Annotated in this window: 22 protein-coding genes and 1 pseudogene; 14 read left to right on the top strand and 9 right to left on the bottom strand. The window is 72.7% G+C overall.

Annotated features, from left to right (window positions below):
• The first annotated feature begins 129 nt into the window (after window positions 1–129).
• Window positions 130–999, top strand: a complete 870-nt coding sequence (locus AB0A61_RS18550) for a hypothetical protein (RefSeq protein WP_361292911.1) — start codon at window positions 130–132, stop codon at window positions 997–999.
• A gap of 120 nt (window positions 1000–1119) precedes the next feature.
• Window positions 1120–2409 (top strand): hypothetical protein, encoded by a 1290-nt coding sequence (locus AB0A61_RS18545; protein ID WP_361292909.1) that lies wholly within the window; start codon window positions 1120–1122, stop codon window positions 2407–2409.
• 242 nt (window positions 2410–2651) lie between these two features.
• Here AB0A61_RS18545 and AB0A61_RS18540 read toward each other — a convergent pair whose 3' ends face one another.
• A complete protein-coding gene (locus AB0A61_RS18540; RefSeq protein WP_361292907.1) occupies window positions 2652–3731 on the bottom strand; it encodes a hypothetical protein in 1080 nt (359 codons plus the stop codon).
• Window positions 3732–4028: 297 nt separating this feature from the next.
• Here AB0A61_RS18540 and AB0A61_RS18535 point away from each other — a divergent pair, with 297 nt between their 5' ends.
• The 3 genes from AB0A61_RS18535 to tgmB all read left to right on the top strand — a co-directional run bounded on the left by AB0A61_RS18535 (window position 4029) and on the right by tgmB (window position 5681).
• On the top strand, window positions 4029–4367 hold the full coding sequence (locus AB0A61_RS18535) for a YkvA family protein (RefSeq protein WP_361292905.1): 339 nt from the start codon (window positions 4029–4031) through the stop codon (window positions 4365–4367).
• A 121-nt stretch (window positions 4368–4488) separates the two neighbouring features.
• Window positions 4489–4680 (top strand): putative ATP-grasp-modified RiPP, encoded by a 192-nt coding sequence (tgmA, locus tag AB0A61_RS18530; RefSeq protein WP_361292903.1) that lies wholly within the window; start codon window positions 4489–4491, stop codon window positions 4678–4680.
• A 17-nt stretch (window positions 4681–4697) separates the two neighbouring features.
• On the top strand, window positions 4698–5681 hold the full coding sequence (tgmB, locus tag AB0A61_RS18525; protein WP_361292901.1) for an ATP-grasp ribosomal peptide maturase: 984 nt from the start codon (window positions 4698–4700) through the stop codon (window positions 5679–5681).
• Between the two features lie 144 nt (window positions 5682–5825).
• On the opposite strand, the gene AB0A61_RS18520 is transcribed toward tgmB, so the two are convergent.
• From AB0A61_RS18520 to AB0A61_RS18505, 4 genes are all read right to left on the bottom strand, one after another.
• Window positions 5826–6083: a DUF5133 domain-containing protein gene (locus AB0A61_RS18520; RefSeq protein WP_361292899.1), complete on the bottom strand. Its 258-nt coding sequence runs from the start codon at window positions 6081–6083 to the stop codon at window positions 5826–5828.
• Window positions 6084–6227: 144 nt separating this feature from the next.
• On the bottom strand, window positions 6228–6473 hold the full coding sequence (locus tag AB0A61_RS18515; RefSeq protein WP_361292897.1) for a WhiB family transcriptional regulator: 246 nt from the start codon (window positions 6471–6473) through the stop codon (window positions 6228–6230).
• Between the two features lie 520 nt (window positions 6474–6993).
• A complete protein-coding gene (locus AB0A61_RS18510) occupies window positions 6994–7539 on the bottom strand; it encodes a hypothetical protein (RefSeq protein WP_361292895.1) in 546 nt (181 codons plus the stop codon).
• A gap of 36 nt (window positions 7540–7575) precedes the next feature.
• The gene (locus AB0A61_RS18505; RefSeq protein ID WP_361292893.1) at window positions 7576–8148 is read right to left on the bottom strand and encodes an ATP-binding protein; all 573 of its coding nucleotides are present in this window, start codon (window positions 8146–8148) and stop codon (window positions 7576–7578) included.
• A 210-nt stretch (window positions 8149–8358) separates the two neighbouring features.
• Here AB0A61_RS18505 and AB0A61_RS18500 point away from each other — a divergent pair, with 210 nt between their 5' ends.
• Both AB0A61_RS18500 and AB0A61_RS18495 read left to right on the top strand, forming a co-directional pair.
• Complete coding sequence (locus AB0A61_RS18500; protein ID WP_361292891.1) at window positions 8359–8589, top strand: DUF397 domain-containing protein; 231 nt, start codon at window positions 8359–8361, stop codon at window positions 8587–8589.
• A 117-nt stretch (window positions 8590–8706) separates the two neighbouring features.
• Window positions 8707–9627, top strand: coding sequence for a helix-turn-helix transcriptional regulator (locus tag AB0A61_RS18495; RefSeq protein WP_361292889.1), 921 nt, complete (start codon window positions 8707–8709; stop codon window positions 9625–9627).
• A 55-nt stretch (window positions 9628–9682) separates the two neighbouring features.
• Here the strand turns inward: AB0A61_RS18495 and AB0A61_RS18490 are convergent, their stop codons facing one another.
• Window positions 9683–10501, bottom strand: coding sequence for an SAM-dependent methyltransferase (locus AB0A61_RS18490; RefSeq protein WP_361292887.1), 819 nt, complete (start codon window positions 10499–10501; stop codon window positions 9683–9685).
• Window positions 10502–10760: 259 nt separating this feature from the next.
• On the opposite strand from AB0A61_RS18490, the gene AB0A61_RS18485 reads away from it, so the two are divergent.
• From AB0A61_RS18485 to AB0A61_RS18475, 3 genes and pseudogenes are all read left to right on the top strand, one after another.
• Window positions 10761–10991 carry a hypothetical protein gene (locus AB0A61_RS18485; RefSeq protein ID WP_361292885.1) on the top strand — a complete coding sequence of 77 codons (231 nt, stop codon included), beginning with the start codon at window positions 10761–10763 and terminating at the stop codon, window positions 10989–10991.
• A gap of 206 nt (window positions 10992–11197) precedes the next feature.
• A pseudogene (locus AB0A61_RS18480) lies at window positions 11198–11293 on the top strand (gfo/Idh/MocA family oxidoreductase); the annotation flags it as partial.
• Between the two features lie 227 nt (window positions 11294–11520).
• Complete coding sequence (locus tag AB0A61_RS18475; protein ID WP_361292883.1) at window positions 11521–12657, top strand: PP2C family protein-serine/threonine phosphatase; 1137 nt, start codon at window positions 11521–11523, stop codon at window positions 12655–12657.
• A gap of 80 nt (window positions 12658–12737) precedes the next feature.
• Here the strand turns inward: AB0A61_RS18475 and AB0A61_RS18470 are convergent, their stop codons facing one another.
• Together AB0A61_RS18470 and AB0A61_RS18465 are read right to left on the bottom strand one after the other, a co-directional pair.
• The gene (locus AB0A61_RS18470) at window positions 12738–13178 is read right to left on the bottom strand and encodes an Lrp/AsnC family transcriptional regulator (protein ID WP_361292881.1); all 441 of its coding nucleotides are present in this window, start codon (window positions 13176–13178) and stop codon (window positions 12738–12740) included.
• Between the two features lie 116 nt (window positions 13179–13294).
• Window positions 13295–14644 (bottom strand): transaminase, encoded by a 1350-nt coding sequence (locus AB0A61_RS18465; RefSeq protein ID WP_361292880.1) that lies wholly within the window; start codon window positions 14642–14644, stop codon window positions 13295–13297.
• Window positions 14645–14833: 189 nt separating this feature from the next.
• Here AB0A61_RS18465 and AB0A61_RS18460 point away from each other — a divergent pair, with 189 nt between their 5' ends.
• Window positions 14834–15310, top strand: coding sequence for a TIGR00725 family protein (locus AB0A61_RS18460; protein ID WP_361292878.1), 477 nt, complete (start codon window positions 14834–14836; stop codon window positions 15308–15310).
• Window positions 15311–15506: 196 nt separating this feature from the next.
• Window positions 15507–15974, top strand: a complete 468-nt coding sequence (locus AB0A61_RS18455; RefSeq protein WP_361292876.1) for a hypothetical protein — start codon at window positions 15507–15509, stop codon at window positions 15972–15974.
• A gap of 58 nt (window positions 15975–16032) precedes the next feature.
• On the opposite strand, the gene AB0A61_RS18450 is transcribed toward AB0A61_RS18455, so the two are convergent.
• Window positions 16033–17676, bottom strand: coding sequence for an MFS transporter (locus AB0A61_RS18450; protein ID WP_361293258.1), 1644 nt, complete (start codon window positions 17674–17676; stop codon window positions 16033–16035).
• A 1180-nt stretch (window positions 17677–18856) separates the two neighbouring features.
• On the opposite strand from AB0A61_RS18450, the gene AB0A61_RS18445 reads away from it, so the two are divergent.
• Window positions 18857–19477, top strand: coding sequence for an L-threonylcarbamoyladenylate synthase (locus AB0A61_RS18445; protein ID WP_361292874.1), 621 nt, complete (start codon window positions 18857–18859; stop codon window positions 19475–19477).
• A 149-nt stretch (window positions 19478–19626) separates the two neighbouring features.
• The gene (locus AB0A61_RS18440) at window positions 19627–20382 is read left to right on the top strand and encodes a dienelactone hydrolase family protein (protein ID WP_361292872.1); all 756 of its coding nucleotides are present in this window, start codon (window positions 19627–19629) and stop codon (window positions 20380–20382) included.
• The last annotated feature ends 218 nt before the right edge of the window (window positions 20383–20600 follow it).

Genomic DNA, 20600 nt, shown 5'->3' with positions numbered 1-20600 from the left:
CGAGGGCGGTATCGGTCGGCGGCCGAACCCGGTCGTCCTGCCGCCCTCTTCGTGCGTGACACGGGCCGGGTGGGGAAACCGGGGCGGGTCAACCAAACGGAGAGCCGCCCGACTTGGGAGGAGTGCATCGTGTCGCGAGCGCACATCGGAAGTGCTGTGGCCACGCTGGTACTGATCAGCGGGTCAGCCGGCTGCGGCGGTTCCGAGGGCTCCGGGTCCGCGGCCGGGGACGCAGCTGCCGGGCAGGGCGCCACGTCGCAGGCGCAGGCCGTCCAGGACGCCTACCGGCGGACCGTGGCCGCCGGCACCGCGAAGCTGACCGTCGTCGGCACGGCGGTCACCGAGGGGCAGCAGGTCGCCGCGCACGGCAGTGGCGTGGTGGCCCTGAAGGACGGCGCCAGCCGGATGACCCTGACCTCGCGGGGCGCGCGGATCGAGCAGCGCGTCGTCGACGGCGTCGCGTACCAGAAGCCCTCGGGCCCGCAACGGGCGGACCTGCCGGGTGGCAAGACATGGATGAAGATCGACCTGGCCCGGCTCACCAGGTCGGGCTCCGCCGGGCAGTCGCAGGTGAGCGACTCCATCGGGCCGCTCCGCTGTCTCAAGGGGGTGCGCGCCCGCGACGTGACCCGCGTCGGCACCGGCACCGTCGACGGCACGAGCACCACGCACTACCGGGTGGCCGTGCCGGTGTCGGCCCTGGCGGGGGGCAACTCCGCGCAGTCGGAGGAACTGAGGCACGAACTGGGCACGTCGTCGCCACCGGTGGATCTGTGGCTGGACGGCCGGGGCCGTCTGCGGCAGGAGCGCGTGCGCCTGACCCTCCACCCGCTGGGGCAACGGACGCCGGGGAAGCAGAACGCGCAGGTGACGAGTACGACGGTGCTGAAGTTCAAGGACTTCGGGACGCGTGTCGACGTCACGCCGCCGCCCGCGGCGGACACCGCGGACATCACCGGCCAACTGGTCGGGGCCGGCCGGTCCGCACAGCCCGGCTGAACCGGCCAGGACCGACGAGGACACGCGGGTTCACCTGCGACAGGGCCCCCGCCCGGTCGGTCGTGATCCGGCTTGGCGATACTGGAACGCGCACGTCGGCCCCTGCTCGCAGATTGGCTCATGTCGAACTCCTCCTCACCCCGTCCCGTGATCCCGCACACGGTGTGGGCGGCCCGGGGCCGCCACACCGGACCGACCGCCGAGGACGCCGTACGGCGCCACTTGGACAAGCTCCTGGAGGACGGCGTCCTTCAGGACCGTCTGCAACCGGACGACGGCGAGGCGTCCGCGGAACGGGTCTTCGAGGCCCGCTGGCAGGTGCCGCCGGGCGTGACGGTGCGGGCCCGGCTGGCGCTCGCACCGCACCGTGACTCCGCCCAGGGGCGGGATTGGGTCCTGGTGGCGGAGGCGGAGCGGCCCTGGGACCCTCGGTGGCCCTCCCCCGTGGCCATGTTCTGGCCGCGTCAGGCCAGCACCGGCTGGGACCACGAGGCCGCCCCGGGGCTGCGCCTCGCAGACGTCACCCCGCTCCCGGACGACGACAAGGCGCTCCGGCGCGTCCTGCGACATGCGGCAAGGGACAGCTGGACCATCCACGTCGTCGTCCACGAGGCCATGACCCCCGACGAGCACGGCCGTCCGGCATTGGTCCGGCTGCTCCCGCCGGGCCTGCGCGATCGGGTCGTGGAGCACCGTGCCGCGCCGCACCGGCTCAGGGCCGTCAACTGGGTGCTGGAGGAGTTCGGCGCCGAGGTGCCCCGTGGCGGCGCCGTCGTCCTGCCCGGCGGCCCGGCACCGCAGGACTACGAGGCGCGGGAGTTCTCCGTGCGCAGCGTCTTCCTGGACGGCACGGAGCCGGCGGAACTCATCGACGCGGTGACGCGGTTCGCCGCGCTGCCGAGGCCGCTGCCGGACGGTGCGCTCGAGGCGCTCACCGCGCTGCGGGAGCAGTGGCACCTGACGACCGTCGAGGAGGAGCTCGCGCAGGCGCGGGAGCTGGTGACCAGGTACGCGGAGGCACTGGAGGCCATGACCAGGTCCCGGGACCTGTACCGGGAGGCCGCCGAGCAGGCGCACGAGGCCCTCGCCGCGTACCGGGAGTCCGAGGCCGCGGGTCTGCTGCCGGCGAAGAAGGAGACCCGCGCGTCGGCCGGGTCGCCCTTCCAGCAGCTGGCCCGCGGACTCGAGCGGCTCAAGGACACCGCCCTGTCCCTGCGCCCCGCGACCACCGCGAACCCGAAGACCGACGGGGCCTCTCCCGACGGTCCCGCCCCGACCGGTGACCCCGCCGGCGCTGCCTCCCCCACCGGCCCCGCCCCGACCGGTGCCGCCTCTCCGACCGGTGCCGCCTCCCCCGGCGGTGTCCCCACCCGGCCCGCGGATTCCACCGATCGACACGCTCCGGGCTGACGGGGCGCGCGCCGCCGACCCGGTGCGGGGCCCCGGCCCCTGCCGCCCCGCCCCCGCCCGCGCCCCCGGCGTCCGCACGTGTCCGATGCCCCTGCCCGGATACGCGGCTCGCCCCCGACCTCGGGCTGCCGCTCGCCACCGGGCATGTGTACGACACTCGACGCCGGGCTGCCGCCGGGTACCCGCGCGGCACTCGACGCAAAGCGGCCGCGCGGCACTTGGTGCCGCGCGGCCGGCAGTGGTCACTCCGTCGCCCGGGGCGGGGGATGCCGCTCCGAGATCTGCACCATCAGCAACAGCGCCAGAGCGGCCAGCGAGGCCAGGGAGGCGCACACCGCGGTGAGGCCGGCGCTCCCCGGTGGCGCCACCGTGATGGCCACGGCCCGCGACAACTCGGCCGAGGCGAACCTGACTTCCATGAACCCGGCCCCCGCCAGCACCGCCGTCAGCCCCGCCCCCGCGACCAGCGCCGCCACGCCGGCCCGCAGGGCCAGCACGAGGGCCAGCACCCCGCACAGCCCGGACGCGGCGAGGGTGAGCCCGTAGACGAGGAGCGGGGCGCCGTCCCGCCGCAGCGGGAAATAGGCCGCCCCGCACACCACGAGGGCAGCCGCGGCCAGCCAGCTGGGCCAGAAGACGGTCCGCGCGGGTCGCTCGTCCCTGCCTGTGGCCGACGTTTCTTCACTGTGTCCCGGCAACTCGTCACCTGCGGAGGCCGGGACGGCTCCGGAGTCGTCCGGGAGACCGGCGTCCGCGTTCCGCGTCACGACCGCGGCGGCTATGGGTTCGCATCCCGCCGCGTATCGCCCGGCGTCGCGCTCCCGGGCCAACCGCCCGATCAGATCGACGAGTTCCTCGACGGGCCGGCCGGTGGCGGCCACCCGGACCGCCTCCACGCCGCAGTGCGCTTGCAGCGGCGCCCGGTGCAGCAGCGCGACCAGCCGCGTCACGTCCTCGACGCAGCGGCTCTCGACCGCCGCGCGGATGGTGACGTCGGCGCTGTCGGCCGGGCGCGGTGGCCGGGTCAGTGCGGCCACCAGACGCGCCACGTCCTCCACCGGACGCGTCCTTCCGACCGCTCGCAGCACATGGACGACGGCATCCGCATGCTCGGGCGACTCCTCCAGGAGGGTGACGAGCCGGACGACCTCCTCCAGAGGCCGGGCGCGGACGGCGGCCCGCGCCAGGCGTTGCACCGGGTCGCCGTCCGCGCACTCCGACTCGCCTCCGCCCGCGAGCCCCGACGGTGCTTCCGCGCAGTGGACTTCGTCGGTGAAGGCGATGACGGACTGGTTCGACTGAGGTGAAGAGCGGGTGGTCATCCTTGACTCCAGGGGAGGGGTGCGGCCGCTCCTGCGCATCCGAAGCGCGACACGCGATCTACCCTGACCATTACTAAAGCCCCCTCCGGCGCCGCGCCACTCGGGTGAGGCGCTGGGGTGACATCGCCCTGCCGTGGTCCGGACGGCGCACCGTCGCGGGCCGCCCCACCGCCGGAGGGCCATGGACGGGCGACGAGCGGGAATCCGACCCACGGTGGCTGCGTCCGCCGCAGACGGTGCCGTCCCGCAGCACCGGAAAAGACCGAACAAGACGGAAAAAGAGGGGCGGAACGCACTGTGGACTTCACCACACTGCTTCTCCTCGTCGCCGCGGTCCTCGCGGGCGTTCTCGCCGTGGCCGTGGCCGTGCTGGTGCGGCTGGTCCGGGCCCGGCGGGAGCTGCGCCGCGCCGGTCTTCCGACCGGGCCGCGCTGGGTGTTCTGGGGCGCGGTCCTCTACTTCTTGCTGCCCGTCGACCTGCTGCCCGACCCCGTATACCTGGACGACATAGGTGTCCTGCTCCTCGCCCTGCGCACGCTGCACAGTGCCGTCGGCGATCGCATGCCCTCCCTCACCGAGCGACCGGGACGTTTGGGGCGTCGCGGACACCATCGGGCCAATGATTACGCTCCGTAAGGAAACCAATCACTCGTTCGATTCGTATAAGTCTCGGGAAACCGAAGCAAAGTCAGCGGGACAAGCGACTCCGCAAGCATGACCAACGCTTGATCGCGGCTGCACCGATAGGGGAGAGACGATGCAACCGTTTGCGCTCAACTACGCGCGTCCGGCAGTGGAATGGGAGGCAGCCACTCCGTACGCCTACGACTCCGGACTGCAGTTGAACGTGCTCCTCGACGGGCGGATCGCCGCATCCGACCACGCCCTGCTGAGGGAACTGGGCACCACGACCTCCACGGCGGGCTCCAAGACGCACTTCGACGACTGAACACGGCCGGCAACGAAATGACGGTACTGATTCTCACCGGCGAGGAGGACGTGACGGCGGACATGGTGGTGGTGCACCTGAACGCCTCCGGAGTTCCGGTGGTCCGCCTCGATCCGGCCGATCTGACCGCGGGCGTCGCGCTCTCGGGAGAGTACGTGCACGGCGCCTTCCGCGGCCATCTGTCGGCCGGGGGCCGGCTCGTGAGCGTGAGCGGCCTGCGGTCCGTCTGGGTCCGCAGACCCGGCGTGCCGGCGGCCCGCGCGGCCCAGCCCTCGGCCTGGCTCACCGAGGAGTCCTCGCAGGCGCTCTACGGCATGCTGCGCGGCTCCGCGGCACGCTGGATGAATCATCCCGAAGCGGCCCAGCGGGCACGTCACAAACCCTGGCAGCTGCGGCTGGCCCAGCGCAGCGGGCTACCGGTGCCGGCCACCCTCATCACGACGTTTCCGCAGGCCGCCCGCGCGTTCGCCGAGCGCTTCCCGGACCTCGTGGTCAAGCCGGTCTCGGGAGCGCACCCGCAGGAGCCGCCCCGGGCGGTGCCGACCAGCCGGGTGGCGCCGGACACCGACTTCGGCGCCGTCGCCTACGGCCCGACTCTGCTGCAACGCCGGATCGCCAAGCGCGCCGACATCCGCCTGACGGTCGTCGGCGACACGCTGCTGGCCGCCCGCAAGGAGACTGCGGCGGACGCGGATCCCGACGAGGTGGACGTCCGCTTCGCCTCGTCGCCCACGCCGTGGCGTCCGGCCGAGGTCCCGCCCCGAGTCGCCGCAGCGGTGCTCACCTACGTCCAGGAGGCCGAACTGGCCTACGGTGCCTTCGACTTCGCCGAGGACGCCGACGGAACCTGGTGGTTCCTGGAGTGCAACCAGTCGGGTCAGTTCGGCTTCGTCGAGGTGGAGACCGGCCAGCCGATCGCTCGTGCCATCGCCCACTGGCTGGCCCGCCCCGCACCCGCGGAGCCCGAGCGACTCAACGGCGGTCGCACCGTGGCTCGTTGACCTGCCGGTCCAGGAGGCGACCGGCTGGTCCGCGGATCCGCTCCTTGATCCGCTCGGGGACGTCCGTGGCCGGTTCGTGACCGACGACCGTCGTCGGCTCGGCACGCCGTGCCACGGACGCTGCCCACCCGCGTCGCGACGGGGTCACACGGCCAGCGACAGGCCGTTGTCCCCGTCCGGGTCCTTCGCGACGTCCGCCGTCGGCCCGGGGGCCACGAGCAGGGCGTCCGCCCGCGCGATCGCGTCGTTGACGCTGGTGGTCCCCATCATCACGCACAAGGTGTAACTGACGTCGTCCAGCTCCCGAGCCGTCTCGGCCCGCTCCCTCTCAGCCTGCGCGATCTTCAGTGATGCGTACCGAGTCAGCAACGTCCTGACGACCTTCGGGTCCGGAACCAGCACGGAGCGCCCCTCTCTCGATTTTTGCTCCGTATGCCCCAGGCACGCCGTGCCATGCATGGTGGGCGCCTCGTGGCACACGATTGACCAAATTCAGTCGATTTCTGGTGGGTCAGCCACTGCTCGACAACAGGGGCCCGCCGGTTCTCACCGACCGCGGTCCTCGGCTCGCCGCCGCACGACGGCACGGCGCTCCCCCGCGGTCATGCCTCCCCAGACGCCGTCGTACTCGCCGTGGCGCAGGGCCCACGCCCTGCACTCGGGCAACACGGGGCACCGGTGGCACACCGCGCGGGCCTGTTCTATCTGACGCGACGACGGGCCGTGCTCCCCCAGTGGGAAGAACAGCTCGGGATCCTCGGAACGGCAGGCGCCACGGTCCCGCCAGTTCATGGCCGGATCCCGACCGCATCGCACGCGTGGATCACCGCACCGCGGAGCCTGCCGCCGCGCTCGGTCCGTCGAGTAACGCTCACCGGGTCCTCCGCTGAATACTCGGCCCGCACATATCCGGGCAGCTCCCGTCTGCGGCAGGGGGCGCCGCACGACCCGGCAGAGGTATCCGCAATATAGGTGCTTTTCGGGCGATGAGCCAAAAATTGGGGTAAGCAGCACGTATCCGAGCAGGGGAGGACACGGCGTCCATGGGACCGGGCAGCATGCACCCGGATGCCGGCCGTCGCCCGAGTGCCTGTGCGTACGACCGCTCGGCACCGGCGTGACCTGCGAAATCCGCCAGGCACTGGCACCCTCGCGGCCGTCGGGGCAGCCGGGACCGGCGCTGCAGGGCCGGTGATCGCGAGGAGTGCCAAGGGCCCGGCGACGAAATGACCGCACCGTCGCCCCAGGGCGCACAGCCCGCGGGGCGGCGCCGCGGGAACGGACGGCGCTCGCCGTCCGCGCGCTGCGGGACTCAGACGGCGAGGACGTCGGCCAGTTCCGACGCGGACACCGCGACCTCCCTGTCCTGGTCGGTCAGCAGGGTCCTCAGCGCGCCGCGCCGGGCACGTACCGCCTGCCGCGCCCGTCGTTCCCACACCACGGGGTTCTCACGGTGATTGAGGAGCTTCGGGTAGACGGCGGCCACGCTCTCCCACTGCCGGGCGTCGGCGATGTTCCTGAGCAACCGAATGATCTGCGGCCGACACGTCACGCGGGGCAGCTGAGCGAGCTCCCACAGGAACGGCACCGTGGCCGCGGTCGCCTGCTCCACCACGAAGCCGTACTGGCAGATCCGCTGCCGCAGGTCCTCCAGCGCCGCACCGGCGGTCTCGGCGTCACCGCTCGCCACGCGATGGAGCAGCAGGGGGACGGCCGTCGCGGGGCCGGTGGAATCCCTGATGTCGCGCCAGGGCACCTGCCCCAGCGCCGAGAGCGGCGTGCTCCCGGCCACGCCGGTCGAGGGCGTCTCCTGGTCGGTGCACTGGATACTCGGCTGCTCCGTCGGTGCGGTGCGCATGGCGTCGGACCTTTCCGCGGCGGTCGATGGGGGGGATCAGCGGGGAGGGCGGGTCGACAGCCTCGCCCACACCGTCTTGCCCGCCGGCGGCCTCGGGGACCAGCCCCATACGTCCGCCAGAGCTTCGACGATGCCCAGGCCCCGGCCGCTCTCCGCCAGGTGGGGACCGGCGGCGGGCGCGGGGGCGGGTGGGCTGTCGCAGGGATCGGTGACGGCGAGCGTCACATGAGCGGTGTCCAGGGTGAGTGCGAGCCACACGTCCGTGTCGCTCGCCGCGAGTGCCGCGGCACACGGCACCGCGTGCGTCGCGGCATTCGCGGCGAGCTCGGTGACGACCACGACGGCGTCGTCACCGCAGTGGTCGAGCGACCAACGGCACAGCGTGGCACGCGTGAAGGCCCGGGCCCGCGCGAACCCCTCGGGGCCGCACTCGATCCGCAGCGCGGCGGATGCGAGTGCGGCCGGGACGCCGTTCGACTCCCCCCAGGACATCGCTCTCGGGATGGCCGCTCGTACTCCTCGCGCCACCTCGTCGGGCCGGGCGGAGTCGCCCGCCACGGACGCGGTCGCGCTCGACGATCCGAGTACTCGGCTCGCAGGTGAGGGCACGGGCATCTCCCTGATGCGACGTCACCGAACGACGCCAGCCAAGGGGTTGACGCCACGGCTATTATCCACGCAGACAGCGCTCGTGTGCAATTGCACGCGAAATTTCTTGTGAAAGTGCGCAGCGCGGGGCACGGTCCGAAGCGAAGCGGTCCGGCCCCCGAGATCACCGCGCACAGCGCACGACGGAACGTCAAGGGCAAGGGGAACGTGGTGCCACCAGTGCAGAACGGAGTGCGGGCCAGCTCGTTGGACGCCCGCTGGATCAAGAGCCGGCACAGCAACGCCGAGGGCAACTGCGTGGAGGTCGCCACTCTGGTCGACGGCGCCATAGCGCTGCGCAACTCCCGTGACCCCGACGGCCCCGCCCTGGTGTACACCCCGGCGGAGGTGGCCGCGTTCGTGGCGGGCGCGAAGGACGGCGAGTTCGACCATCTGCTGTGAACGCTCGCCCGCACCGGAAACGGAAGCAACTCGCCGACTTGTACGAACGGATGCGCTCCGCAGCGGAGCGGTGCGATAGTGTAAGGCCCCAAGTCTGCCGGTCCACTGGGAGTCAGGATGTCCGCCGAGCCGCATCGTCTCTCCCGTCTCGAACCCTATCTGGATCGGTCCGAGCCCGCCCCGACCCTGCTGAAGATGCTCGTCGGAGTTCAGCTGGCGGGGTTCCGCGAGGACGCGGGTCTGTCCCAGGAACAGGCGGCACGCGAACTCGGGTTCAGTGCCGCGAAGCTGTCGCGCATGGAGTCGGGCAAGGGCCGTCGGCCTCCGGCGGAGGGCGACGTCCACGCACTGCTCAAGTTGTACGGCACCGACGACTACGAGTCCTCGGTCCTGCTGAAGTTGCTGCGCCGCGCGGGTGAGCCCGGATGGTGGCAGCGCTACGACAAGCGGTTGATGCCGGAGTGGTTCGACCGGCTGGTCGGCCTGCAGGAGGCAGCCGCCGCGATCCGCACGTTCGAGATCCAGTACGTTCCCGGTCTGCTGCAGACCGCCGCCTACACCCGGGCAGTGGTGGAACGCGGACTGCCCACGGCGTCCGCCGGCGAGGTACAGCGGCGTGTGGAACTGCGCATGCGCCGGGCGCAGTTGCTGCTGCGTTCCGACGCCCCGCAACTGTGGGCGGTCGTCGACGAGTCGGTCCTGCTGCGGGTCCTGGGCAGCCGTGAGGTCATGCGCGGGCAGCTCGAACACCTCGTCGAGATGGCCCAGCGCCCCAACGTGACCGTGCAGATCATCCCGCTCGACGTCACGAACGCCTCCGCGCCCGGCATCCCGATCACCTATCTCCGTTTCGGCGGGCTCGACCTTCCCGACGTCGTCTACCTGGAGCACATCAGGAGCGCCAACTTCCTGGAGGACCGGGACGAGACGGAGGAGTACCGAGTCGCCCTGGACAGGCTGGCCGACGAGGCCCTGACGCCCCTGGAGTCCCTGGCGCTGCTGCGCAAGACGATCGAGGACCGGTACTCCACGCCCTGACGCACCGTGGCGTGTTCCGTCCGCCGGATCGGCGGGGCCGGTGCCCGCCGATCGGCTAGCGGATCCGGCCCACACCGCCGAACTCGACCCATTCGTGGGTGAGTTGACGGGGAGCCACCTCCGAGTCCGGTCGCCAGGTGGACACCTCCACAAGACCCGGCTCGAGAGTCTCCAGGTCCTCGAACCAGTCGGCGACGTCCTTCTCCTGACGCACCCGGCCCCAGTGGCCCTGCGTGGCCCGGTCCATGAAGTCGGTGACGAAGTCACGCACCTCGGGATCCTCGCTGACCAGTTGGCACATGAGCATGAAGCTGCCCGGCGCGAGACGTTCCCGGACGCGGCGGACCACCGCGAGGGGGCCGTCGGTGTCGCTGTCCGGGATGCAGTGGAAGACCGAGTTGAACAGTACGGCCACCGGCTGCGAGAAGTCGATCAGGCGCTGGGTCTCCGGGTGCGAGAAGATCTCGTCGCTCTGCCGCATGTCGGCGTGGATGACGGCGGTGCGCTCGTCCTGCTGCAGCAGCGCCCGGCCGTGCACCAGCACCATGGGGTCGTTGTCGACGTAGACCACGTGCGTCTTGGGGTCGATGCGCTGGGCGACCTGGTGGACGTTGTCCTGGGTGGGCAGCCCCGAACCGTGGTCCAGGAACTGCCGGATGCCGTACTCCTGCGCGAGCGTACGCACGGCCCGCTGCAGGAAGCGCCGGTTGTTCAGTGCCAGTCGCCGGGTGCTCGGGACGACCTTGTCGAGCTCCTCGCACGCCGCCCGGTCGGCCGCGTAGTTGTCCCTGCCACCCAGGTAGTAGTCGTACATCCGCGCGGCCGTCGGCACATTTTCGTCTATCTTCGTGGACAGCTTGTTCTCCATGCGCATCGATCCCCCGGAATTCGCCGACTCGACCGCGCCAACTGGGCTGGCATGACAGAGAGTACATCGTAGGGAACTCTCGTCCGCCCGAACCAGTCCATGAACAACAGGCAGTTCGGCCAGGGACGGCTGCCCGCCGACGGCCCCGGAGCCCCGCCACAGTCACCACGTCTTCACCGCGATCGTCACCGATTCTTCACCCGTTCGAACTCATTAACGGGGTCGTTCGGAGCACTCGCATTCTGTTCCGGCCAAAGGGGACGTCGTGGTCTTTGTCGCTGTTCTGTTGCTGCCCCTCCTGTCCATCCTGCTGCTGGTCATGGACCGGATTGAGGATCGCGTGCTCGATCCCGCCCCGCCGCGCCGCCGTCACGTGAGGCACCGCAGGCACCTGCGCCTCATCGCCGGCGGCCGCCGAAGCACCGGCATCGAGAAGGTCCCGGTCGTGGCCGAGACGGGCGAAGGCACCGCGGAAGAGCCGCGCCGGGCCGCCTGAGCCGTCCGGCGCGCCCTTCGATGGCGGGCTGCCCAAGCACCCGGGTCCTGTCACACGCTCGGTGACGACCGGCACGTCCGGGCCGGCCTGGCGGTGCGCGCCGCGCGGCAGCGGTGTCGTCCGCTGCTCGACAATCCGCTTGCGCCGACCGTGCCCCCAGGGGCCCGCCGTGGTCGACGCCGCCCGGGAGGACGAAGTCGTCCGGCGCCACCCGCACCGGGCGGCCGCACCCGTGCGACGCCGCGTTCCGTCTGTGGATCACCGAGATCCGCGCGGCGGCCGATGACCTGCTGTCCGGCGACGCCGGCCAGCGAGGCCGGCTGAGCGAGGCCGCGTCGGCGAAACAGGCAAGGGCGCGGTCGACGGCTTCCCGGCCACCTGCCGAGGAGACCGGTCCGGTCGCCGCGGTGGTCGGCGCCGGATGCAATCGCTCGACCCCGCGGCGCCCACGGATCCGGCTCACGCTCACGCCGTTGTGGCCGTGGGTGCTCGGCGTGCGGGACACGGTCCGCCGTAGCAGCGTGGTGGTGTGCGAAAAGAGGCAGCCCCGGTTTCGCACCGGGACCCCGACCGGCGGGGCTGGCTGCGGGGCGCCCCGCCGCCCCGCTGGATACGGGTGCTGCCGCTCCTACTGGTGCTGGCGGTGTGCGTGGCCACGCTGATCAGCCCGGATCCGCTCGACATCGGGTTCCTGCTGGGCGCCATCCCGCCGCTGGCCGTGCTTTCGTACGGACCGCTGGCGACCGCGGGACTCGGCGTCGTCGTGATCACGATGCTGAACGTGCCGGCCTTCCGGCTGAACCATCCCGGCAACACCGACCTGCTCACCGTGTCCTTCGTCGCCGTACTGAGCGTGTTCGTGTCCTACGTGCGCAGCCGCCGCGACGCGCAGCTGGACCTGGAGCGCACGGTGGCCGCGGCCGCGCAGCGGGCCGTGGTGCCGCCGCTCCCCGAGCAGGTCGGCCCGCTGCGCTGCGCGGGCCTGTACCGGGCCGCGCAGCGCGGGACGCTGGTCGGCGGGGACTTCTTCGACGTTCGCCGGGGTCCGCACGGCGTGCGGGCGATCATGGGGGATGTGCAGGGCCACGGCCTGGCCGCGGTGTCCACCGTCGCCTCGTTGCTGGGGACCTTCCGCGAGGCGGTACTGGACCGGCGGGACCTGTCGGCGGTCGCGGCGGCCCTCGATCGCCGCCTGGTGGTGGACTCGCAGGAGGTGCGGCACGCGGAGCTGTTCGCGACCGCCGTACTCCTGGAGTTCTCCCGCGATGCGCGGGTGGCGCGGGTGGTGATCTGCGGACACCCGCCTCCCGTGCTGCTGCGGGACGGGAAGGCCAGCGAGATCGAGGTCGCGCCGTGGACGCCGCTCGGGCTCGGCCTGCCCGGGGGCGCCCCGGTGCAGGACGGGCACACCGTGCTGCTGCAGCCCGGCGACGTGCTGTTCCTCGCCTCGGACGGCGTCACCGAGGCGCGCAACGCGCAGGGCGCGTTCTACCCCCTGCTGGACCGGCTGCCGCAGCTCAGCGACGTCGACCCGTCGGCCCTCGCCGAGCATGTGCTGATCGATCTCCTCGAGCACTGCGGCACCGTGCGCGACGACGTCACCATGCTCGTGCTCACACCGGGCGGTCCGGACGGTGACCGAGGGGGACCTACGGCAGTCTCATGACCGCCGACGCGGTCGACGGCGCGCCCGGCGCACGCGGCGGTCCCGGTCGCACGCGGCGTTCGCGGTGCGCGCGCCGTGGGTCAGCCCACGTCCCACAGGAAGCGGTGCGTGTGGATGCCGAAGTACGGGAACGACTGCACCTGCCGGACGCCCTCGATCGGGCGGACCACGTCGTTGACGAAGTCCAGCAGGTCCCTCGGCCCCGGCGTGACCACCTCGGCGAACAGGTCGAAGCCGCCGGAGGTGAGGACCGAGTAGACCACTTCGGCGCGCCCGGCCAGTTCGTCGGCGACCGCCCGCGGATCGCCGTCCACGGCGATGCCGAGCAGTGCCATCGCCTGCCCGCCCATGGCCATCGGGTCGGTCACCCCCACCACCTGGACGGCCCTGGAGTCCAGCAGCCGCTGGAGCCGTTGCCGGGCCGCGGAGGCGGACAGTCCGACCCTGGGGCCGAGGTCCGCGTACGCGATACGCCCGTCGGTCTGCAGTTCGCGCAGGATGGCCCGGTCGATCTCGTCCACGTGCGTCGTTCTCCTTGTTGCCGGTCGTTGCCGGTCGTTGCCGGTCGTTGCCGGTCGTTGCCGGTCGTTGCCGGTTGTTGCCGGTCATTGCCGGCTCGTCGGTCCAACGGCACCGGTCAGCCGGTCAGTTCCGCCAGGGCGGTGTTGAAGACCTCGGTGTGCGCGTCGACATCGGCCTCGGTCGTGTCGGGGCACATCAGGGCCATGTTGTGGAAGGGGGTGAGGAGGATGCCCCGGTTGGCCAGGTAGAGGTGGAGGAAGTCCTCCAGCTCGGCATCCGCTGCCGCCGCGGACTCGGTGCCGGTGCGCGGGGCCGGGGACACGAAGCGGTATTCGGTGCGGGCGCCGAGGCGGCTGACCGACCACGGCAGCTCGTGGGCGTCGATGCCGGCGCGCACTCCGGCCTCGAAGCGTTCGGACAGCTTGGCCATCCGGGCGAACGCCTCGTCGGTGAGTACGTGTTCCAGCGTGGCGCGCATCGCGGCGACCGACAGGACGTTGCCCGCGAGGGTGCCGCCGACTCCGCCCATGTCCACCAGATCCAGGTCCTCCCGGTCCAGGAGCCGGTCCGCCAGTGCCGCGGACAGGCCGTAGGCACCGGCCGGGATGCCTCCGCCGATCGCCTTGCCGATGGTGAGCAGGTCCGGCTCCAGGTCCCAGGCCGCGGTGCAGCCGCCCGGGCCGGCCGAGAAGGTGTGCGTCTCGTCGTTGATCAGGAGTGCACCGTACTGCCTGGTCAGGGCGCGGACGCCGGCCAGGTAGCGGGGGTCGGGCAGCACGATGCCGATGTTGGTCAGCGCCGGCTCCATGAGCACGGCGGCCACATCGCCGTGGGAGAGCTCCCGCTCCAGTTGCGCCAGGTCGTTGAACTCCGCGACCCGGCTGGTCACGGTGACGTCGCAGGGGGCTCCGACGTTGCCGGGGCGGGCTGTGCCGTGGCCGTCCGGGCCGGTCACGATGAGTGACTCGTCGACGCTGCCGTGATAGCAGTAGCTGTTCACCAGGATCTTGGGGCGGCCGGTGACGGCGCGGGCGAGCCGTATCGCCCAGCGGTTGGCGTCCGTCGCGGTGAGCGAGAAGCTCCAGCGGGCGAGGCCGAAGCGCCGGGTGAGCTCGGCGCCGACCCACTCGGCGTCCTCCGTGGGCAGCATCGCGGTCGCGCCGCCGAGCTCGGTGTACCGGCGGCTGACCGCTTCGGACACGGCCGTGGGCGAGTGCCCCGCCATCGCGCCGGTGTCACCCAGGCAGAAGTCGATGTACTCGTGCCCGTCGACGTCGGTGATCCGGGCGCCCCGGGCGGAGGCCAGGTAGCGGGGAAAGGCACCGGCGGTCTTGTTCATCCAGGTCATCGGCACCCGGCCGAAGAGGTGCTCGGCGCGGTCGTAGGCGGCCTTCGAGCGCGGGTTGCGCCGCTCGGCCTCGGCGGTCTCCCGGACGAGCAGGTGCTGCAGACGGGTGCGGTCCATGGGCTGTCCCGGTGATCGACGACGACGGATTAGCAGGAGCGTAGGAGGAAAACTGCTCTCGAGACAAGGTTTGACTTCAGAATCAGCGGTTGTCACGACAGATTCATGCGTCCATGGTCCGTCCCGGCTTCTTCGCGAAACCGGCGCTTCCCTTGTCGGGAGCTCGCCCTGCGCCGTTCCATGGGGCGTATGCGTCCCTGCATCGCCGTGGCCGGCCCCGGACAGGCGTCCGCTCGGGAGGCGGAGCTGGCCCGGCAGGTGGGCGGGCTGCTCGCCCGGCGGGGAGCCGTCGTGGTGTGCGGGGGCCTCGGCGGGGTCATGGAGGCGTGCGCGCAGGGCGCCAGGGACGCCGACGGCATGGTGGTCGGTCTGCTCCCGGGCCGCGACCGGGGCGCCGGGAACCGCCACCTGAGCGTCGCGGTCGCGACGGGGCTGGGCGAGCTGCGCAACGGGATCCTGGTGAACACCTGCGACGCGCTGATCGCGGTCGGGGGCGGCTGGGGCACGCTCAGCGAGGTGGCGCTGGCACTGCGGGCGGGCAAGACCGTCGCGCTGCTGGACGGTTGGGCGCTCCCGGACGCCCCGTCCGCCACCGCCGCGGGTCACGGACCGATCCGGGTGGCCACTCCGGCCGAAGCCGTCGAGGTCGTGCTGCCTCCCGCGTGAGGGTCCCCGAACGGGGCGCCGGGACTCGAACGTCCGGGACAAAAGCGCCAGGCCGCACCACCCCTTCCGGAGCACGGAGGTGTCCACCAGCATGCATATGCCCGGTCGGTGTGCCGCCGACGGTCGGCCCGGCTGGTTCCTGCCTGCCCCCGTCGACGAGCCGACGGACGACATACGGACGACATACGGAGCGGAAATGACCAGTGCGATGTGGACGGACGGCGTGGAGTGGCTGGCCGCGGCCGCGCCGAATCCCCGGGCGTGCAAACGGGCGTGGGATCAGGGAAGCGGCATCGCACTGCTGGAGGCCGGCCGCTACTGGGACGTACTCAGCGTGCCCGATCAGTTGGGGCTGCTGACCCTGGACGTCCTCTGGCGCTGCGACCTCCGCACGCCGGGGCCGACGCTCGTGGACACGGCCGCCCACCGGGTCGGCTTCCTCCTGCCGCCGGACCCGGGCGGCCAGTGGGTCGGGTCCGGAGTGCGTCATGCGAGCAAGGGGTCATGGGTCGCCGTACCCCCGCCGTACCGGCCCGCCCGGTTCCTGGAATGGCTGATCCCGCCCGACGGCAGTGGCGCCCTGCACCAGCCGCCGGCCCTTGAGACGGCGCTCCGTCGGGCCAACGGCACACTCTCCGTGCTGACGGCGCCGCCCCGCGAGTAGAGCTCCGGATTGGCGCCGGGTTGGAACCGACCGGTACGGCTGGGTGGGCCGGCTCCGGTCAGCCTGCCGGTGCGCAGCCGATACAGGGCTCGTCGTGCGGCGCGGTGCGGTGTCCGGGCGCCGCCGCACAGACGGCTCGCCGGGCGGGCCGCAGGGCCCCGGTGACCCCGCTGTGGGCGCGAGCCGCAGCGCGCCGGCCGGGCAGCACGGCCTCGCCGACCCTGCCACGCAGGCGGACGGCGGCGCGGCGCCCGAGCGGCACCGTCTCGCGGATCGTGTCCTGCGCCCGATCGCCGGTGCGGCGGCCGGGAAGCACCACGGGCGCGAAGGGACGGCCGTACGACTGTCCCGCCGCCGTCCGTCCGGCCGCCGTCGGCGTCGCCGTCGTCCGCGTGTCCGCCGTCTGCGCGCGCGCCCGCATCCGGTGCGTACGGCGGTCTCGCAGCAGGGTGCCGCCGCCGATGGCGCCGGCGACGAGCACGCCGCCGATGACCAGGGCGCCCCGGGCTCCCGCCGTCTGCATGAGCAGACCCAGCAGCGGGGGCCCGACCAGGCTCCAGGCCGTGCCGGCGCTGCGCCACACGCCAAGGACGCGGCCACGCATGTGCGGCGGCGGGTCCGTCTGCAGGACCGTCGTGCCGGCGGTGTCGGAGACCGACTCCACCACCGCCATGGGCGCCACGAGCAGCAGCAGGATCCACAGGCTCGGGGAGAGTCCGGCGCCGATCTGCAGCAGCGCGCCGGCCGTGGCCAGGGCGCCGACGAGCCGTACCGAGGGTGTGCGCAGGCGTCCGGCCAGCACCGCGCCGGCCACGCCGCCCACGGCCAGGACGGTGGACACCGTGCCGAAGGCACCCGCTCCGGCGGCCAGCGGTCCGGTGACCAGCACCGCGAGCGTGAGACCGTAGTTGCGGCCGAAGACACTGCTGATCGCGGTGATGCCGGCCAGGGCGACGAGCCTCGGGCGGCTGAGGAAGAAGCCCAGGCCGTCACGGGCTCCGGTGCCCCGCCGTGCCGGAGCGGCCGTCCGCGGCCGGGGCGCGGCGGCCCGCGGTTCCCGCGCGGCCGCCGGGTGTGGCCGCAGGAACGGGATCACCGCGGCGACGGCGAGGAACGACAGACCGTTCGCGGCGTACGCCGCCGCCGGGCCCCACCAGCTCACCACGATGCCGGCCAGGGCGGTTCCGCCCACGCGTCCGGCCCCGCTCACCACCGAGCCGAGTGCGATCGACGAGGGCACGTCCTGGCGCGGCACCAGATCGTTGCCGAGCAGGGCACAGGCGGGCCCGTCGACCGTGGCGACCAGCCCGGTGACGGCCGCGAGGACCATGAGGACCGGCACCGTCAGCCGGTCGGTGACGACCAGGCCCGCGGTGACGAAGCCGACCAGGGCGAGGAGGGCCTGGCTCACCGTGGCGGTGAGCCGCCGCGGCCACGCGTCGACCGCGGCACCGCCGGCCAGCCCCAGCAGCAGCCCGGGGGCGGCCTGTGCGGACAGCGACAGGCCGGTGGCCGCGGCGGACCCGGTCAGGTGGAGCACCAGCAGGTTCTGGGCGGTCAGCTGCATCCAGGTGCCCGCGTTGGACACCAGGTTCGCCGCCGACCACCAGCGCATGCCGCGGTGGCGCAGCGCCCGCCATGGGGAACGGTCCTCGCGCGGTGGTGCGGAGCCGCCGAGGCGTCGGGGCGGGGGCAGGATCACCCGGCGGGGAGCGGTCGCGGGCCGGGGCGAGGGAGCGGGGATGAGTGAGGGCACGGAAGGACGCTTTGCGTAAGAGACCGGACGACTTACCGTGCTGTGCCGCCGGGGGCGGCTCGACGGTGAGACGTGGTCGGGCACAGCGACTGCCCATCATCACAGACGCCTCGGGCCGGGCGAGGGACCCGACGGGCCCCGGTGACTTCCGTACGCTCCAACTGCCGCCCCGCGTCTCGGAGTCGGCCGTGCGGTGGCGTTGCTCACGCGAACCGCCGTGCCGTGGTGCCGCTCACAGCCACGACGCGCCGGTGCGCCTCACGGGGCTGGGGCTGCGGCGCCGGGAGGGCGGTGCCGTGACGGGCGGCAGGCCCGCCGGGCGGAGGCGCGACCGGTCCCCCGTTCCGGTCCCGCCTCCCCGGGCGGCCGCGGGCTGCCGCGGCGGGTCGAACCTACGTGCCGCCCCGACCGGTTGGGTACCGCGCCGATGCCCTTTCGGGCATCGGGAGGGCTCACCCGTGCACAAGTGCGTCCGGAATGCCCGTGTTCACTCGGTGCCGAGGGCGGGCGGCCGGAGGTCCCCCGCCACCATGTGGGCAGGCCGTCCCGTCCCGGCGTCGGCGAGTCAGGCCACGACCTTGCCCACGTCCCGCGCGGTGGGCCGCAGGTGGTCGAGCAGTTCCTCGGCCCATGTCGCGCGGTGCTGCTCCGCCCCCGTGCCGTGACGGCTCCGTCCTCCCGGCCGGCCATGTCGGCCCTCATCTCGTCCGTACCCTTGACCTCGGATATTCGAGCGGACGCCACCAGGGGGCGGCGCGGGGGTCCCCGCGGCCGGGCGCTCCGTGCGGGGGGGCGGGGGCGGCGCGCGCGGCTGAAGCAGTGGAAGAAGGCGGCTTCGCCGGCGGTTCACGGGGGGAGGTGACCGCCGGCGAAGCCACGCGCCCGGGGCCGGGGGGACAGTCCCCGAGCGGTACACGGTTCTGCTTCCCCGGTCTGCGCGCGGTACGCCCACGGGATGCCGCGAAACACGTCCCCGATGTCGCAGGGCGCGCGGGATGAGGGGTGCCGGATGAGGGGTGCCCGACGAGGCGTGCGGGCAGGGCGATGGCGGGCTCGGGGCGGCGCGGTGCGTCGTGCGGGGCCCGCCCTGCGTGGCAACCGCACAGGGACGGCATAAGCTCGGCGGGTGGCAAAGTACTTCGACGTGCACCCCGACAACCCCCAGCCGCGGGCCATCGGCCAGGTCGCCGACAGCGTGCGCGAGGGGGCGCTGATCGCGTATCCGACCGACTCCTGCTACGCCCTGGGCTGCCGACTGGGCAGCCGGGACGGCATCGAGCGGATCCGGGCGATCCGCCGCCTCGACGACCGGCACCATTTCACGCTGGTGTGCCAGGACTTTGCGCAGCTGGGCCAGTTCGTCCGGCTGGACAACGACGTGTTCCGCGCCATCAAGGCCTCCACGCCCGGCAGTTACACCTTCATCCTCCCGGCGACGCGGGAGGTGCCGCGCAAAATGCTGCACCCGAAGAAGAAGACCGTCGGGGTGCGCATCCCCGACCACAGGGTCGCCCAGGCCCTGCTCTCCGAGCTCGGCGAGCCGTTGCTGTCCAGCACGCTGCTGCTGCCCGACGAGGAGGAGCCGATGACCCAGGGCTGGGAGATCAAGGACCGGCTCGACCACGCGCTGGACGCGGTGGTCGACTCCGGCGACTGCGGCACCGAGCCGACCACGGTCATCGACTTCTCCGGCGGCGAGGCGGAGATCGTGCGGCGTGGGGCGGGCGACACCTCGCGGTTCGAGTGACGCGCCCGGCCGGACGGGCTCCGGACTTCGGGGGTCGCGTGCCACCATGACCGTGATCCGCTCTCCCCGGGCTCTCGGCTCCGCCTGAGCACGGGCCCCTCATCGCCGGTGAATGACCCCTCGGCGACCACGCAGAGAGGCAGCCGCGCATGACCGCCGTACAGGGACAGGCCGTCGAGATCCCGACCGAGGACGGCATTGCCGACGCCCATCTGGTCCATCCCGGCGACGAACGCCCCCGGCCGGCCGTACTGCTCTACCAGGACGGCTTCGGGCTGCGGCCCCATCTGAGGTCGATGGCCGACCGGCTGGCCGCGGCCGGCTACACGGTGCTCGTGCCCAACGTGTTCTACCGTCACGGGCGGGCGCCGGTGGTGGACCTGCCCGAGTTCATCGACCTGTCCGTGCGTCCCCGGCTCTTCGACTCGATCTCACCGCTCATCCAGTCCCTGACGCCCGAACTGGTGCGGCGGGACGCCGGCGCCTATCTGCACTGGCTGGCCGACCATCCCCTGGTCGCCGAAGGCCCGGTCGCCCTGACCGGCTACTGCATGGGGGCCCGCCTGTCCCTGCTGACCGCGGGTGCCCATCCCGACCGGGTCGCGGCCGCGGCGGGATTCCACGGCGGATGGCTGGCTGTCGACGCGCCGGACAGCCCTCATCTGGTCGCCGAACACGTCACCGCCGAGCTGTACTTCGGGCATGCGGACGGGGATTCCTCGATGCGCCCGGAGCAGGCCAAGCTGCTGGAGGAGACGCTGACCGCGGCGGGCGTGCGCCATCGGTGCGAGGTCTACGCGGGCGCGCGCCACGGTTACACCCAGGCCGACACCGACGCCTACGACCGGGAGGCCGACGAACGGCACTGGGCAGCGCTGCTCGATCTGCTGCGCCGGAACCTCTGAACCCGCAGGGGCGTTCGCGGCCGTCCCGGCGCCGCGGACGCCCGCATGCGCCGCTGCCGCAGTGATTGACATGCACGCGCCCCGGCGCGACTCTGAGAGCGCTCTCACTTCAGGTACGGACCAATTCCGTGCCTCAACCCCCACGGAGGTGGAGCGTGTTCGCAAGACTCCGGACTCTGGCGACGACCGGGGCGGCCGCCCTCGTCGCCGGACTGCTC

It is taken from the genome of Streptomyces sp. NPDC046197 (assembly GCF_040646295.1).
Classification (GTDB): Bacteria; Actinomycetota; Actinomycetes; order Streptomycetales; family Streptomycetaceae; genus Streptomyces.
Note: the sequence above shows the minus strand (reverse complement) of the source record. Positions and strands in the feature narration are given on the sequence as shown.

What these genes read in the sequence shown, in the direction of transcription:
- AB0A61_RS18545 (WP_361292909.1), top strand. Translation starts at nt 1,120, where the DNA reads ATGTCGAACTCCTCCTCACCCCGTCCCGTGATCCCGCACACGGTGTGG.
- AB0A61_RS18540 (WP_361292907.1), bottom strand. Translation starts at nt 3,731, where the DNA reads ATGACCACCCGCTCTTCACCTCAGTCGAACCAGTCCGTCATCGCCTTC.
- AB0A61_RS18510 (WP_361292895.1), bottom strand. Translation starts at nt 7,539, where the DNA reads ATGCGCACCGCACCGACGGAGCAGCCGAGTATCCAGTGCACCGACCAG.
- AB0A61_RS18465 (WP_361292880.1), bottom strand. Translation starts at nt 14,644, where the DNA reads ATGGACCGCACCCGTCTGCAGCACCTGCTCGTCCGGGAGACCGCCGAG.
- AB0A61_RS18495 (WP_361292889.1), top strand. Translation starts at nt 8,707, where the DNA reads ATGTCCGCCGAGCCGCATCGTCTCTCCCGTCTCGAACCCTATCTGGAT.
- AB0A61_RS18490 (WP_361292887.1), bottom strand. Translation starts at nt 10,501, where the DNA reads ATGCGCATGGAGAACAAGCTGTCCACGAAGATAGACGAAAATGTGCCG.
- AB0A61_RS18440 (WP_361292872.1), top strand. Translation starts at nt 19,627, where the DNA reads ATGACCGCCGTACAGGGACAGGCCGTCGAGATCCCGACCGAGGACGGC.
- AB0A61_RS18460 (WP_361292878.1), top strand. Translation starts at nt 14,834, where the DNA reads ATGCGTCCCTGCATCGCCGTGGCCGGCCCCGGACAGGCGTCCGCTCGG.
- tgmA (WP_361292903.1), top strand. Translation starts at nt 4,489, where the DNA reads ATGCAACCGTTTGCGCTCAACTACGCGCGTCCGGCAGTGGAATGGGAG.
- AB0A61_RS18515 (WP_361292897.1), bottom strand. Translation starts at nt 6,473, where the DNA reads ATGAACTGGCGGGACCGTGGCGCCTGCCGTTCCGAGGATCCCGAGCTG.
- tgmB (WP_361292901.1), top strand. Translation starts at nt 4,698, where the DNA reads ATGACGGTACTGATTCTCACCGGCGAGGAGGACGTGACGGCGGACATG.
- AB0A61_RS18455 (WP_361292876.1), top strand. Translation starts at nt 15,507, where the DNA reads ATGACCAGTGCGATGTGGACGGACGGCGTGGAGTGGCTGGCCGCGGCC.